Origin of the sequence: Arthrobacter sp. zg-Y769 (assembly GCF_020907405.1) — a bacterium.
In the GTDB taxonomy this organism is placed as follows: domain Bacteria; phylum Actinomycetota; class Actinomycetes; order Actinomycetales; family Micrococcaceae; genus Arthrobacter_B.
The window spans coordinates 93764-108382 of the sequence record NZ_JAJJOE010000012.1 but is presented as its reverse complement, the minus strand read 5'-3'; the positions used below and the strand labels follow the sequence as shown (position 1 = coordinate 108382).

General features: G+C 65.4%; 10 protein-coding genes. 4 read left to right on the top strand and 6 right to left on the bottom strand.

The genetic code is table 11. The annotated features are described in order from the left end of the window. Positions 1-184 precede the first annotated feature (184 nt). Positions 185-4036, top strand: coding sequence for a S8 family peptidase (locus LOC60_RS12870; RefSeq protein WP_230025770.1), 3852 nt, complete (start codon positions 185-187; stop codon positions 4034-4036). A 90-nt stretch (positions 4037-4126) separates the two neighbouring features. Here LOC60_RS12870 and LOC60_RS12865 read toward each other — a convergent pair whose 3' ends face one another. Further along, positions 4127-5014, bottom strand: a complete 888-nt coding sequence (locus tag LOC60_RS12865; RefSeq protein ID WP_230025768.1) for a DNA-formamidopyrimidine glycosylase family protein — start codon at positions 5012-5014, stop codon at positions 4127-4129. Between the two features lie 32 nt (positions 5015-5046). Next, a complete protein-coding gene (locus LOC60_RS12860; RefSeq protein WP_331460819.1) occupies positions 5047-6546 on the bottom strand; it encodes a helix-turn-helix domain-containing protein in 1500 nt (499 codons plus the stop codon). 146 nt (positions 6547-6692) lie between these two features. On the opposite strand from LOC60_RS12860, the gene aceA reads away from it, so the two are divergent. The 3 genes from aceA (at position 6693) to LOC60_RS12845 (ending at position 10536) form a co-directional block, all read left to right on the top strand. Beyond that, the gene (aceA, locus tag LOC60_RS12855) at positions 6693-7991 is read left to right on the top strand and encodes an isocitrate lyase (RefSeq protein WP_230025764.1); all 1299 of its coding nucleotides are present in this window, start codon (positions 6693-6695) and stop codon (positions 7989-7991) included. A 90-nt stretch (positions 7992-8081) separates the two neighbouring features. Next, positions 8082-9713, top strand: coding sequence for a malate synthase A (aceB, locus tag LOC60_RS12850; RefSeq protein WP_230025763.1), 1632 nt, complete (start codon positions 8082-8084; stop codon positions 9711-9713). 115 nt (positions 9714-9828) lie between these two features. Beyond that, positions 9829-10536: a DsbA family oxidoreductase gene (locus tag LOC60_RS12845; protein ID WP_230025762.1), complete on the top strand. Its 708-nt coding sequence runs from the start codon at positions 9829-9831 to the stop codon at positions 10534-10536. Here LOC60_RS12845 and LOC60_RS12840 read toward each other — a convergent pair. The 4 genes from LOC60_RS12840 to LOC60_RS12825 form a co-directional block, all read right to left on the bottom strand. Beyond that, positions 10533-11888: a M1 family metallopeptidase gene (locus LOC60_RS12840; protein ID WP_230025761.1), complete on the bottom strand. Its 1356-nt coding sequence runs from the start codon at positions 11886-11888 to the stop codon at positions 10533-10535. The genes LOC60_RS12845 and LOC60_RS12840 overlap by 4 nt on opposite strands. Positions 11889-11944: 56 nt before the next feature. Further along, complete coding sequence (locus tag LOC60_RS12835) at positions 11945-12142, bottom strand: hypothetical protein (RefSeq protein ID WP_230025760.1); 198 nt, start codon at positions 12140-12142, stop codon at positions 11945-11947. A 30-nt stretch (positions 12143-12172) separates the two neighbouring features. After that, the gene (locus tag LOC60_RS12830) at positions 12173-13099 is read right to left on the bottom strand and encodes a hypothetical protein (protein ID WP_230025759.1); all 927 of its coding nucleotides are present in this window, start codon (positions 13097-13099) and stop codon (positions 12173-12175) included. A gap of 164 nt (positions 13100-13263) precedes the next feature. After that, positions 13264-14613 (bottom strand): heparan-alpha-glucosaminide N-acetyltransferase domain-containing protein, encoded by a 1350-nt coding sequence (locus tag LOC60_RS12825; protein WP_230025757.1) that lies wholly within the window; start codon positions 14611-14613, stop codon positions 13264-13266. Positions 14614-14619 lie beyond the last annotated feature (6 nt).

Sequence of the window (14619 nt, the reverse complement as noted above, 5' to 3'; positions counted from 1 at the left end):
GCACCGGGCGATTGCTCCTCTATGGTGACCCTACGGCTGCTTGGTTTGGGGGGCCGTTACGTGCACGCTGACACTCCTGACGGGGGTTGGAGGCACAACGGAAAACCTGCCGCAGTGTGTCAGCAGCCGCGCATTTGTCTCCTGGACGTGCCGGTAGCGCTCGGCGGAACGTTCAAGGAGCCCAATGAGATCGTCCAACCATCACAAACCCGGCGCGGTTTTCACTGCCGCAGTCGCCGGGATCGCACTCACGGCGGGCCTCGGCCTGAGCCTGCCGGCACAGGCCACCGAGGCACCTGCCGACGGCAATGAACTCACCGAGGGCATCTCCCTCCAGCGGTTCGCCGAACAGAAAGTGTCCCCCAGCCTGCGGGATGCCACCGGCCAGGTTTCGGTTTATGTGCAGTTCACGGGCGAAGGCGCCTTTGAACAGACACAGCCGGAAGAGGTCAAGGACGGAAAAGCGGAGCCGGTGGTGAATAAGCCGCTGGTCGAGGAGATCCGCAGCGACATCACTTCGCAGGCAGAGTCAGTGGCACAGGACGCTGCCGCGAGCACTCTCTACACAACCACCAACACTCTGCCCGGCACCGCCATCGTGGGCGACGCCGAGGCCATCCGCGAGCTGGCCGGCCGCTCGGACGTTGCCCGCATCACCAAGATCGTTCCGAAGCACGTGGACAACAAGGGCGCGGATATTGACACCCGGGCCCTGAACACGTGGGTGGAGCGCAAGCAGACCGGTGAAGGCATCACCATCGCCGTCCTGGATACCGGCATCGACTACACCCACAGCGACTTCGGCGGCCCCGGAACCATCGAGGCCTACCAGGCAGCACAGGCTTCGGCCACCATTCCCTCGGCCGAGAGCGGCCTGATTGATTCCAATAAGTTCATTGGCGGCTACGACCTCGTAGGCGATGACTACGACGCCAATCCCACCTCCGCCACTTACCAGCCGGTCCCCCGGCCGGACCTGAATCCGCTCGACTGCGGTGGACACGGCAGCCACGTGGCCGGCACCGCCGCCGGGTACGGCACCAACAACGACGGCTCCACCTTCCGCGGCGACTACTCCACCCTCACGGCGGAGCAGGTCAACTCCATGCGGATTGGCCCCGGCTCCGCCCCGGAGGCCCAGCTCGTGAGCATCCGCGTCTTTGGCTGCGCAGGCTCCTCCGAGGTGGTCGGCCAGGCGCTGGATTACGTTCTGGACCCCAACGGCGACGGCGACTTCTCGGACCGCGCCCAGGTAGTGAACATGTCCCTCGGCTCCGACTACAGCCCGGTTGACGATCCCGAAAACGATATCGTCAACAAGCTGACCGAACAGGGCATCCTTTCCGTCGTCGCTTCGGGCAACGCCGGAGACGTCTATGACATCGGCGGTTCCCCGGGCAACGCAAAGTCGGCCCTGACCGTGGCCAGCACCATCGGTTCCCGGGTCACTCTCGACCGCGCCGATGTCCTCGCCCCGGCCGATCTGGCCGGAGCCGTTGCCGGGCAGTACTCCTCCAGCTTCAATTACTCGGACCCGGCGGTGACCGAAGCACGGCTCACCGGCAGTGTGGTGATGGCTCCGGCCGACAACCGCTTCGGCTGCAACGCCTTCCCGGCCGGTTCCCTGACCGGTAAATGGGTCTGGATCCAGTGGGAAGAAGACGGTGCCTTCCCCTGTGGCTCGGGGGTCCGGTTCAACAACGCCCAGGCCGCCGGAGCCACCGGTGTGGTGCTCGATTCCCCGCGTTCGGTCTTTGAATCGGGTATCGGCGGAAACGCCACCATCCCCGGCATCCAGCTCAACGCCGAATCCTCGGACCGGCTGCGTCCGGCAGCAGCAGCGGGAACCCTGACCCTGCGCCTGTCGCCGGCTTACATGGCCACCGCCAGCGCCCCCTCGGGCGTCGGTGACACCGTCAGCCCGTTCACCTCCCGCGGGGTGCACGGTTCCAACGGCATCGTGAAGCCCGACGTCGCGGCGCCGGGTTCGGCTATCGGATCAGCCGCCGTCGGCTCCGGCACCGGTGCCGCCGTCAGCAGCGGCACGTCCATGGCCACCCCGCATGTGGCCGGCATTGCCGCCCTGCTCTACGCGGCTACGGATTTGAACCCGTACGAGGTCAAGACGGCCATCATGAACACCGCCACGCATGACCTGCTCACGGCGTCCGGCGCCGTGCAGGGTCCCAACCGGGTCGGTTCCGGCCGGGTTGATGCCCTTGACGCACTGAATAACAAGGTCCTGGCGTACGCCACGGAGGACCCGGCTCTGACCAGCGTCAACTTCGGTGTGCTGGAGCTCGGCAAGGAAGCCCTCGTGCTGACCCGCCAGGTCACTGTGGAGAACAAGTCCGACCGGCCTGTCTCCTACAACGTGAGCTACCTGCAGGCGTCCACCATGCCCGGCGTCGTCATAAGCACCACCCCCTCGGTGAGTGTTCCCGCCAACGGCAAGGCCACAGTGGACGTAACGCTGAGCATTTCCGACCCGGCGGCACTGGCCAAAACCATTGATCCGGCTGCCGAGACCGCGCAGTTGGGCATTACCCGGCAGTTCCTGGCCGACGTTTCCGGCCGGGTACAGTTTGCCGGCAACGGCACGCCCACCCTGCGGGTTCCCGTTTATTCGGCACCGAAACCTACCTCGGACATGAGTGCGGGCAAGGAAATCGCCTTCGCTGACTCCGAGGCGTTGAAGAGCACCGTCACACTGCAGGGCCGTGACCTCAACCAAGGCACGGGTGCCTCGCGCTACCTGTCCCTGGTTTCGCCTTTGGTCCTCGGCGCGCAGAGCCCGCGGCTGGACTCCGTGAAAATGGATTCCATGTACGCCATGGACGTACAGGCGGTGGGTGCATCTTCCACGATTCCGACACTGAAGGCTGCCGGCGGCAATCTTCAGACGTCCGTCGTGAACTTCGGCATCAGCACCTGGGCCAACTGGCCCATGCTGGGCGGCGCGTTCGAGATTGACGTGGAGATCGACACCAATGGTGACTCGGTCCCGGACTTCGTCACCTTCACCTCCCGTGCGGCCGATGTGGACCTGGTCCTGGCTGCGACTTACCGTTTGACCCCCGGCGCAACTCCGGTAATGGTGGACCAGACCGGTGCCAACGGACTCCAGGGCGGCACTGACACCAACACGTTCGATACCAATGCGGTTACCCTGCCGGTTTCGGCAGCGGCCCTGGGCCTGGATGTCAACGCGGCATCGGCACCGTTGCGGTACCGCGTCACCACCTGGAACCCGTACAGCGTGGATGAGCAGGGCGAGAGCGTTCCTGTCGACACCACCGAGTACATCCCGTTCGATGCGGCCAACCCCGCATTGACCTTCGCGGGCGCCACGCCTGCCAGCCTGTTTGCGGACGTCAACGGCGGCAAGATCGATGTCACCCGCAGCGCAGGTAACACCGACGCCAAGGCGCTGTTCCTGCACCTGCACAACGCCACCGGCGACCTGAGCGGCGCCAACGGTGACGGCGGCAAGGCGGAAGTGCTGCCGATCAAGGTTCCGGCCAAGGTGGTTCCGACACCTACGCCCAAGCCGACGGTGACGCCCACGGCAACACCCAAGCCGACAGCGACGCCGAAGCCCACTGCCACACCCAAACCGACGGCAACACCGAAGCCGACGGCGACACCCAGGCCCACTGTGAAGCCGACGCCGGTCAATCCGGTCAGCGCGGTCAGCAAGTGCTCGGGTTCGGGAGCGGAGATCGCGGTAACGGTCAAGAACACCGGGACCAAGCAGGTCAACGTGGCGGTGAAGTCCAACTACGGAACCGCTACGGTGAACAAGCTGGATCCGGGCAAGAGCAAGTCGGTGGTCATCAAGACCCGCCAGTCCTCCATCAAGGCAGGCGACGTCACGGTAACCACCACCTCCACGGGTAAGGGCAAGGTCGAAAAGGCCACGTACAAGGCTCACTTTGAAGCCCAGAAGTGCAAGGGCGGCAACGGCCACGGCGGCGGCCACGGCGGCGGCCACGGCGGCGGTCACGGCGGCGGTCACGGCGATGGTCGCGGCTAGGAAATCATGCTGACCTAGCAAGCCAATAGAGCAGCGGGCTCCGGAGACCATCCGGGGCCCGCTGCTCTTTGTTTCGGAGTCTTCCCGTGCCTACTTCAGCAGCCGGGACATCCTCCGGTCCGCCAGCAGCTTGCCGCCGGTCTGGCAGGTGGGGCAGTACTGCAGCGAGGAATCCGCGAAGGCCACCTCGCGGACCGTGTCCCCGCACACCGGGCAGGGCTCGCCGCTCCGCGCATGCACCCGCATGGCCAGCCGTTTGGAGTCCTTCAGCTCCGCTGCCGGACGTCCGGAGGCATTGGCGATCGCCGAATCCAGGACGGCGCCCATCGCGTCGAACAGCCGCTGCACTTCATCCGGACGGAGCCTGGCTCCGATGGCAAACGGAGACAGATGTGCCGCATGCAGGATTTCGTCGCTGTAGGCATTGCCGATCCCCGCGATCACCGACTGGTCCCGCAGCAAACCCTTGATCTGGCCGTGATGGGAGGCCACCAGCTCGCCAAAAGCCGCCGCGTCGACGTCGAGCGCTTCGGGACCCAGCCGGGCAACCCCCGGAACGTCGGCGAGGTCCCGGACAACGTAGACCGCCAGCGACTTCCGGGTTCCGGCTTCGGTGAGGTCAAAGCCGGGCTCAGCCGCGGCGTCACCGGAGGCAGCAAGCCGCACCCGCAGGGCCATCGGTCCCCGGCCCGGACGCAGCCGCCCCGGCTTCAGTCCATCGGACCAGCGCAGCCAGCCGGCCTTGGCCAAGTGCATCACCAAATGCACTCCCCCGGCGGTGACCACCAGGAACTTCCCCCGGCGTACGACGTCGGACACCGGCCCCGCGTACAGCTCCTCCAAGGGCACCGCCGCGGTCTTCAGCACGGGAAAAGACAGCACTTCGACGTCGGCTATGACGGCGGCGGGTGCATCGGGCGGGAGCAGCTTTAACCGCAGGTAATCAACCAGTCCCTGCACTTCGGGCATCTCAGGCATGCCCTCACCCTAGCTGCGGAACCCGGTTCGCGTCAGGTTCCCGAATGCGCCTGCAGGAACGAGTACACCTCGGTCTCGTCCACCCCGGGGAACGCACCGGGCGGCAGGGCCGCCAGCAGGTGCGAGTGCGCCCGGGCACTCGGCCAGGCATACCCGGACCACTCGGAGGCCAGCTCGCCGGGAGGGGTACGGCAGCAGTCCGGATCCGGGCAGCGGGATTTGGACCGCTCGGTGGTGTCCCGGCCCCGGAACCACTTCACGTGCTGGTACGGCACGCCGATGCTGAGCGAGAACTTGCCCGCCGAACCGCGCTCAATCCGGGCCGTGCACCAGTAGGTGCCGGCCGGAGTGTCGGTGTACTGGTTGAACGCACTGAACTGGTCGGGCACGGAAAACACTTCCCGTGACGTCCAGTACCGGCAGATCGGCTGGCCCTCGATGGCGCCGGTGTGGTCGGCAGGAAACGTCACGCCGTCGTTCTCGTAGGCCTTGTAGACAATGCCGCTCTCGTGCACCTTCTGGAAGTGGGTGGGAATGCCCAAATGTTCAGTGGCCAGGTTGGTGAACCGGTGCGCGGCCGTTTCATAGGAGACCGCAAAGGCGTCGCGGATGTCCTCTACTGCAATCTCCTTGGCGGCCTTGGCCCCCTGCAGGAACTCCACGGTGGCCTTTTCCGGCAGCAGCAGCGCAGCGGCAAAGTAGTTCGTGGCCACCCGCTGGCCCAGGAACTCGCCGTAGCTTCTCGGCGTCTGGTGCTGGAGCACGAAGTGGCCCAGCGCCTGCAGCAGCACCGAACGCGGATCGTGGTCCGAACGCTGTGACTGGGTCAGGTAAATGCGCCGGTTCTTCAGGTCGGTGACGGACCGGGTGGAGTGCGGAAGATCGTTCACATGATGCAGGCTGAAGCCCAGGTGTGCGGCAATATCGGCGATCACATGCTGGGACAACGGACCGGACGTGTGCCCCACCGAATCCAGCACCTTCTGTGCTTCGGCCTCGTATTCGGGGAAATAGTTGTTGCGCTCCCGCATCATGGCCCGCAGCTCGCCGTTGGCCCGGCGCGCTTCCTCCGGGGTGGCTACCTGCTCGTTGAGCCGGCGTTCCAGTTCGGCCTGCAGTCCCACCAGGGACTCGAGGACGTCGATCGGCAGCCGCGATCCGATCCGCACCTTCGGCAGGCCAAGGGAGGCATAAAGGGGTCCGCGCTGCGCCCGCTCGAGTTCGATTTCCAGCGCCGCACGCCGGCTCGGCGGCTCCGCGCCCAGCAGGGAGTCAATGCTGACATCCAGCGCAGCCGCCAGTGCCTGCATCATGCCGAGTTTCGGTTCACGCTTTCCGTTCTCGATCAGGGACAGCTGGGATGCCACCGTTCCGACGGCGGCCCCCAGATCATCGAGCGTCATGCCCTTGGCCTTGCGCAGATGCCGGACCCGGCGGCCAAGGCTGATTACGTCCAAGGTGCGGTCGGCGTCGGGCCCCGATCCGCCCTTGCGGGAGTCCGGAGCGGGCCGATTCCATGTAGTAGGCGTCACATTTTTCACGATACGCGAAGAACTGCCTTTCTTGCCAGAGATAAACCCTAGAAGAGGGGTTGTTATTGGCGCAGGCTTAGTTCACAGCACGAAATTCCGGTTTGAAGCGGACCGGAACGCACGGATGAACTCCAAGGAGATTTGCAATGAGCCAGGACCAGAACACCACCCCCACCGCAGAACAGCTCACGTCCGACTGGGAGACCAACCCGCGCTGGGACGGCATCGAGCGTGACTACACCGCCGACGACGTCGTGAAGTTGCGCGGCCGCGTACAGGAAGAGCACACGCTGGCCCGTCGTGGTGCCGAAAAGCTCTGGGACCAGCTGCGCAACGCCGGCGATGAGGGCTACACCAACGCCCTCGGCGCCCTCACCGGCAACCAGGCCGTGCAGCAGGTCAAGGCCGGCCTGAAGGCCATTTACCTCTCCGGCTGGCAGGTAGCCGCCGACGCCAACAACTCCGGACACACCTACCCGGACCAGTCCCTGTACCCGGCCAACTCGGTTCCGACAGTGGTCCGCCGCATCAACAACGCCCTGCTGCGCGCAGACCAGATCGAGTTCGCCGAAGGCATTCAGAGCGTCGAGGACTACCTGGTGCCGATCGTGGCCGACGCCGAGGCCGGCTTCGGCGGCCCGCTGAACGCCTACGAACTCATGAAGGCCATGATCACCTCCGGCGCCTCGGGCGTTCACTGGGAAGACCAGCTCGCTTCGGAGAAGAAGTGCGGCCACCTCGGCGGCAAGGTCCTCATCCCCACCGGGCAGCACATCCGCACCCTGAACGCCGCCCGCCTCGCGGCCGACGTCGCCGGCACGCCCACTGTGGTCATCGCCCGCACCGATGCCGAGGCAGCCACGCTGATCACTTCCGACGTCGACGAGCGGGACCAGGAGTTCATTACGGGCGAGCGCACCGCCGAAGGCTTCTACAAGGTCCGCAACGGCATTGAGCCCTGCATTGCCCGGGCCAAGGCCTACGCCCCGTACTCGGACCTCATCTGGATGGAAACCGGCACGCCGGACCTGGAAATGGCCCGCAAGTTCGCCGAATCGGTCCGGTCCGAATTCCCCGACCAGATGCTGGCCTACAACTGCTCGCCGTCCTTCAACTGGAAGAAGCACCTGGATGACGAGACCATCGCCAAGTTCCAGCGTGAACTCGGTGCCATGGGCTTCAAGTTCCAGTTCATCACCCTGGCCGGCTTCCACGCCCTGAACTACTCCATGTTCGATCTGGCCCACGGCTACGCCCGCTCCGGAATGAGCGCCTATGTGGAACTGCAGGAGAAGGAGTTCGGCTCCGAGTCCCGCGGCTACACCGCCACCAAGCACCAGCGCGAGGTGGGCACCGGATACTTCGACGCCATCGCCACCGCACTGAACCCCGAAGGCAGCACCCTGGCCCTGGCCGGCTCCACGGAGTCCTCACAGTTCCACTAAACCCCGGTCCTGCGGGGGCGCCGGCTGCATCCGCAGCGGCGCCCCCGCGGCTACACCGCCACAGTTTTGAAAGACCACAAGGAGAACGCCATGAATGACCCGATCACCCTGAACGGTATTTCCCTCACCGCTCCCGCAGTGCGGCGGCAGGAGGAAATCCTTACCCCGCAGGCGTTGGACTTCGTCAAGGCGCTGCACCGGGCCACGGCCTCCCGCCGGCAGGAACTCCTTCAGCAACGCCAGGCCCGCCGCCAGCAGATCTCCAACGGCACCGACCCCGCCTTCCTGCCCGAAACCCGGAACATCCGCGAAGACGACTCCTGGCGGGTGGCCCCCACGGCTCCCGGGCTGGAAGACCGGCGCGTGGAAATCACCGGCCCGGTGGACCGGAAGATGACCATCAATGCGCTGAACTCCGGTGCCAAGGTCTGGCTGGCAGACATGGAGGACTCCTCCACGCCGTCGTGGGCCAACGTCATCAACGGTCAGCTGAACCTGCGCGACGCGCTGGACCGCCGCATCGACTTCACCTCCCCGGAGGGCAAGGAGTACCGGGTGCAGGGTGCCTCGCTCACCGAGCTGCCCACCATCGTGGTCCGTCCCCGCGGCTGGCACCTGCCGGAAAAGCACATGCTGGTGGACAACACCCCGATCGCCGGCGGACTCGTGGATTTCGGCCTGTACTTCTTCCACAACGCCCAGCGCCTGATCTCCCAGGGCCGCGGCCCCTACTTCTACCTGCCGAAGATTGAAAACCACCTCGAGGCCCGGCTCTGGAACGACATCTTTGTCCTGGCCCAGGACCTGCTCGGCATCCCGCAGGGAACCATCCGCGCCACGGTCCTGATCGAAACCATCACCGCAGCCTTCGAGATGGAGGAAATCCTCTACGAACTGCGGGACCACGCCGCCGGCCTGAACGCGGGCCGCTGGGACTACATCTTCTCGGTCATCAAGAACTTCCGCACCCGCGGCCCTCGGTTCGTGCTGCCGGACCGGAACCTGGTGACCATGACGGCGCCGTTCATGCGTGCCTACACCGAGCAGCTGGTCCGTGCCTGCCACCGCCGCGGCGCCCACGCCATCGGCGGCATGGCCGCCTTCATCCCGAACCGCAAGGATGCCGCAGCCAACGACGTCGCCATGGAGAAGGTGCGTGCCGACAAGACCCGCGAGGCCGCCGACGGGTTTGACGGTTCCTGGGTGGCGCACCCGGATCTGGTGCCCGTGGCCATGGAGGTGTTCGACGGCGTGCTCGGCGACCGTCCCAACCAGCTGGAGAAGACCCGTGAGGACGTAGTGCCCAGTGACAAGGCATTGCTGGACATCGCCTCCACACCCGGGGTCATCACCGAGGCCGGAATCCGCAGCAACATCGAGGTGGGCATCCGCTACATCGAGTCCTGGCTGCGCGGCAACGGTGCGGCCGCCATCAACAACCTGATGGAAGACGCCGCCACGGCGGAAATCTCACGCTCGCAGATCTGGCAGTGGATCCACTGCTCGGCCGTGACCATTGAGGGGGACGTTGTGACGCACCAGTGGGTGGAGGAGCTGCTCGACGAAGAGTTCGCCCGCCTGCAGCGCTTCGACGGCGACCGCTTCCACGACGCCCGTGAACTCTTTGAGGAAGTTGCCTGCGGGGAGCATTTCCCCACCTTCCTCACCGTGCCTGCCTACGCCCGCTTCCTGCATGAATCGCAGGAGCTGGCTACGGCATAGCCGCTTGGGGGCGGCGGGGCGGATACCGCTTCAGTATCCGCCGGGGCAAGGACCGGGAGTCATTACCGCATCCCCCGCGGGAATGGCTTCCGGTCCTTTCTGCGTTGCACCCTGTATGAAGATTGATATCTGGTCCGACATTGCCTGCCCGTGGTGCTACATCGGAAAGCGCCGCTTCGAGACCGCCCTGGCCCGTTTTCCGCACCGGGACGAGGTAGAGGTCCACTGGCACAGCTTCCAGCTGGACCCGTCCCTGCCCGAACACTTTGACGGCACGGAGGTTGAGTACCTGAGCGAGCGCAAGGGGATCGACCCCGAACAGCTCGCCGGCATGCTGGACCAGGTAACCGTCCAGGCCGCCGGCGAGGGACTGTCCTACGACTACGATTCCCTGGTGGTGGCCAACAGCTTCTCCGCCCACCGCCTGATCCACCTGGCCAAGGCCGAAGGTGGGCTGCAAGGTGCCGACGCCGCCAAGGAAGCGCTGCTTTCGGCCCATTTCGAAAAGGGCAGGGATATCGGTGCTGCGGATGATCTGGTGGAGATCGGTACCCGGATCGGCCTGGATGCCGACCGGGTGAAGGACATGCTGGCCACTGACGAATACGCGGACGCCGTTCGCGCCGACATTGCGCAGGCGCGGTCGCTCGGGATCAGCGGAGTTCCGTTCTTTGTGCTGGATGACAAGTACGGCATTTCCGGCGCGCAGCCTGCCGACCTGTTCTCCTCGGCCCTGGAACAGGCCTGGCAGGAGTCCCATCCGCTGGTGAACCTGACACCGGTGTCAGCAGACGGACCCGCCTGCGGCCCCGATGGCTGCTAGGCACTGAAACGAACGGCTGGAACCGCGGACTCAAACAGCCACGGTTCCAACAGCCCGGAGACCGAGATGCCGGCGGCAGCATAGACCTTGTCGGCCAGGTCCAGGAAGTCGCGGGTACCGGCACAACTGTGCCGGTACTTCTGCGTCCACTCCTGCAACAGGCCGAAAAAGGCTCCGTCTCCGGCGCTGCGCCGCAGGACGTGCAGCGCCAACGCCCCGCGCCGGTAGACCCGCTCGTCGAACATGGACTCCGGGCCGGGATCGGCCAGCTGCAGGTCCTGCCGCTGCTGCTGAAGCCACGCCAGGTCCTCCTCCGCCCTCGCGTCGCTGCCCGCACCGTCGGCCGCTTCGGCCCAAATCCACTCCGCGTAGGTCGCGAAGCCCTCGTGCAGCCAGATATCGCGCCAGTTAGCCGCGGTGACCGAGTTGCCGAACCACTGATGCGCGAGTTCATGCGCTACTAACGATGCCGCTCCCGACCCGAGGTGGTTGCGTCCGAAAACGGACAGCGACTGCGCCTCCAAAGGGATCTCCAGCCCGTCATCGGCCACCACCACGGTGTACCGGCCGAAAGGATAGGGCCCGAACCGGTCGGTAAACAGGTTCATCATGGCGTCCTGCCTGGTCAATGCAGACTGGGCACGGCTGACCAGGGACGGGGGTGAAACAAGGGACTGCGGTACCGTGTCACCGGGCAGGTCGAGGTACTCGTAGCGGCCGATCTGGACCGTCGCCAGGTACGTGGACATGGGCTCGGGCTGTTCGTATACCCAGGTCTCCCGGCCTCCGCGGTCTTCCCGGGAGACCAGCCGGCCGTTGCAGGTCACCCGGTAGCCGGATTCCACCGTCACGCTGAGCCGGTAACTGGCCTTGTCGGCCGGGACGTCATTACACGGAAACCACGACGGCGCCCCGGTGGGCTGTCCGGCAACGAGGACCCCGTCGGTCAGTTCTTCCCAGCCGATGTCGCCCCAGAGACCGTTGCCGGCGCGCGGCCGGCCCCTGTACCGGATGCTCAGCCGAAAGGCGGCACCGGCGTCCAACACCCGGTTTGGTGTCACCTCCAGCTTGCCGCGGCGGTGCCGGAAAGAGCGGACGGCCGCAGGGCTTCCGTCGGACCAAAGCAGGACTTCGTCCACCCGCAGCTGCCGGTCCAGGTCCAGGATGAGCTGTTCGACGCCGGTTCGGACAGTGCCCGTAAGGCTCGCCTGGCCCTTTAGCCGGTTAGGCCCGACGTCGTAATCCAGGGTCAGGTCATACTCGTTGACGCTAAGGTCCGGGGAACCGGAGGTGGGCGTATAAGGGTCGGGCGGTTGGTTCCGATGTTGGTGCTGATGTCCGGTCTGCCACATGGCGGACATCCTGACACGGCTGCGCGATTCCGCCACGGGTAGCTTCCGAAACCGGCTTAGACGCCGCTTTCGGGATTCCCGGCGTACTTCCGCCACCGGTTCCGGTCCGCCTCAGACAGATCCTCCCAGGCGGGTGCCGGGGGCATCCACAACCCGGGCAGGAAGGTCAGCCGTTCCTCGTACAGCATCCTGCCCTCGTCCGTCGCGTCGGGAGCCATCCGGTCCGTCCCGTCGCCGGCAGGTGTTTGGTTCACGCTCAAATTCTATGCGACAGCGCATACGCATCAGCGGTTGCGTGAAGAAACGTCCTCCCGCGGTGTCCCTATCCGTTCGCTGTCCGGCTGCTTCTCGAACGGAGGGGAAGGATCTGCCGAGGTAATTTCCGCCGGGGACCAGCCCGTGTGGGCTCTTGGTCTCGCGGCAGCCTGCGGTTCCGGAGCCGGCGGCTTAGGAGACGAGTCAGCGCGGCGCCGGGCGGCCCGCGGCTTTCCCGGGCTCCCTGCTCGTCGAAAGGCCAGCCGGATCAGCAGCCCCAGGACGGACAGCACCCCGAAGGTCAACAGCCCGGTAGTCAGCGTGTCCAGCCTCTTTTGGACTGCCGCCGCTTTCTCCTCTGCCCGAGCCACAGCGGCGGTTGCCTCGGAAGCAGCGGCAGACGCCGTGAAGACGTCCTCCACAGTCCCCATAACAATGCGGTCGCCCGGCACGGCCTTGCGCAGCAGCCGGGTAACCGTGGCCAGATCGGTGGAAATGCAACCCCAGGTGGGTGCGTAGCCGGCATGGAAAAAGATGGCGAAGGAAGCGCCCTGCCTGGTTGGCATATCCGGCGGCCGGTTCCAGTTAATAACTGCCGCCTGCTCATAGAGTCCCTGCTCCATGTACCGCCAAAGGTTCTCGTCCGCTCCTGCGCCTTCCCCTTCGAAGTACTGGTTGTAGGTCGCCCCATGCTCACCGCCCCATCTGGAGGAGGGATTCAGCTCGTGGTATTCCAGCTGGGTGCCCGGGTTGCTGCGTCCGAGTGCCTCGGTGAAGCTGAAGGATCCCGTGGGTGAATACAAGGTGTTTTCCCACATGCTGCCCGGGGGTGCGAACCCGTTGCGCCCGCTGAATCCCCAGGACTGCCATTCCTGCACATAGGCGCCGTCCTCAAAAACGCAGCCGGTGAGTCGGGTTTCCGCAGCCCCGTATTTTTCGGCCGTTGCGAACGTCACGCGCTTAGCCTCGCGCACGGAGTAGCGGACTTCCCCAGCGTTGAGCCGTGCACATGGATCATGCTCCTGCTGCGCGCCGGCGGCGGACACCGGAGGCAGCAAAAGGGCGGTGAGCAGCGCCGTAGTTGCCGCAAGACCGAGGCGGCGTGCAAGAGTCAACAACATCAACTGCGCTGACGGGAACGGTGCCGGCCACGGTGCCGGCCTTCGGCCTGCGCTGCCTGGCGCCGGGGCGACGGCGTATCCGAGGGCCGCTCGCTATGCCCTCTATCCGGCGGCGCGGGAGGGGGAGGGGGGTCAGCCGTCGCTGGGGACTGCGGGGTGTTACGCATGTCGCCGGTGCTCTTGAGGTATTTGCTGCGCACCCATTTGGAGGCTTCCGCAACTCCCTTTTCCAGTGGCCCCTGCGTCTTGTACCGCTGCCAGACAGAAGCGAAGATCCCAATGACGATCAATTGGAGAATCATTTCCAGCGGCGGACGGTCCGCCAGCAGTCCGGCGGCCAGGAGGATCAGGTGCAGCGAGTACAGCGTCAGCGTCATCTTTCCCAGCAGGGCAAAGGGCCGCAGGAGCCCAGCACCGGCACCGCCTATCAGCAGAAGTATCGCCAGGAACGCCACCGAGGTCCCGATGGTGTTGACCAGTACCAGCGGCGTACTGGAGTAGGGGCTCAAGGACGCCAGCCACCACCATGAATCCGAAGGCAGGACAGGGTCCGGACCCCAGACGATGATTTCCTCAACCGTCACCTCAGGGGTGGAAGACCACACCGACGTAGCGTCCACCAGCTGTTGCCTCCCGCCGAAGGGGCCAAGGAGGAGGGCGGAAAGGACTGCAGTTGCAATGACCAGGCCAACGCCGGTAACCAGCAGCCGGATCTGCACCTTTCGCTCGGCCAGATCCAGCCGGCCGACAGCCAATCCCACGCAGACGTACGCCATCCAGGGCAGTGCCGGATACGTACCGGAGAGAAGTACCTGGCCAATGACGGCGCCGGGTGTTTCAAGGAGGGTGGAGAAGTTGGGTTCCACCCCGTTCATATCCGGCAGCGAGTCCCTGGTGGCCTGCATCAGGACGGGCGCGGCGGCAGCGATACCGGCCGCAAGAATCAACAGGGTCCGCACACGAAGCCGAAGCAGTGGGAGCGCGAGCAGGAACATCACGCCGTAATAGACGAGGATCACCTGGGCATTGATCGCAAGGTAGCCGAGAAACAACCCGATGATGGTGATGAGGCCGGCACGCACGGCAAGTCCATAACGGACCGCAGTCATCGTCCGCCCCCGCGGCGGGTACATCCCCCCTGACATAAAGGCCAGGGATATCCCGGCAAGCACTGCAAATAGCGCTGCCCCCTTGCCGGCGAACAATAGCCACGTGAGCGTGGGTTCGAAGTCCTCGTTCCAGGCGGGCAGGATGTGAATTGCCATCATGGCAATCAGCGCCGCTCCCCGGGCAGCGTCGATGCCCGTGACCCGCCGTTTACCCAGGTCTGCCTGACCCAACCCGCTCATGATTTC

Coding starts and splice junctions, on each gene's coding strand:
- LOC60_RS12870 (WP_230025770.1), top strand. CDS start 185: ATGAGATCGTCCAACCATCACAAACCCGGCGCGGTTTTCACTGCCGCA.
- LOC60_RS12865 (WP_230025768.1), bottom strand. CDS start 5,014: ATGCCTGAGATGCCCGAAGTGCAGGGACTGGTTGATTACCTGCGGTTA.
- aceA (WP_230025764.1), top strand. CDS start 6,693: ATGAGCCAGGACCAGAACACCACCCCCACCGCAGAACAGCTCACGTCC.
- aceB (WP_230025763.1), top strand. CDS start 8,082: ATGAATGACCCGATCACCCTGAACGGTATTTCCCTCACCGCTCCCGCA.
- LOC60_RS12845 (WP_230025762.1), top strand. CDS start 9,829: ATGAAGATTGATATCTGGTCCGACATTGCCTGCCCGTGGTGCTACATC.
- LOC60_RS12840 (WP_230025761.1), bottom strand. CDS start 11,888: ATGTGGCAGACCGGACATCAGCACCAACATCGGAACCAACCGCCCGAC.
- LOC60_RS12825 (WP_230025757.1), bottom strand. CDS start 14,613: ATGAGCGGGTTGGGTCAGGCAGACCTGGGTAAACGGCGGGTCACGGGC.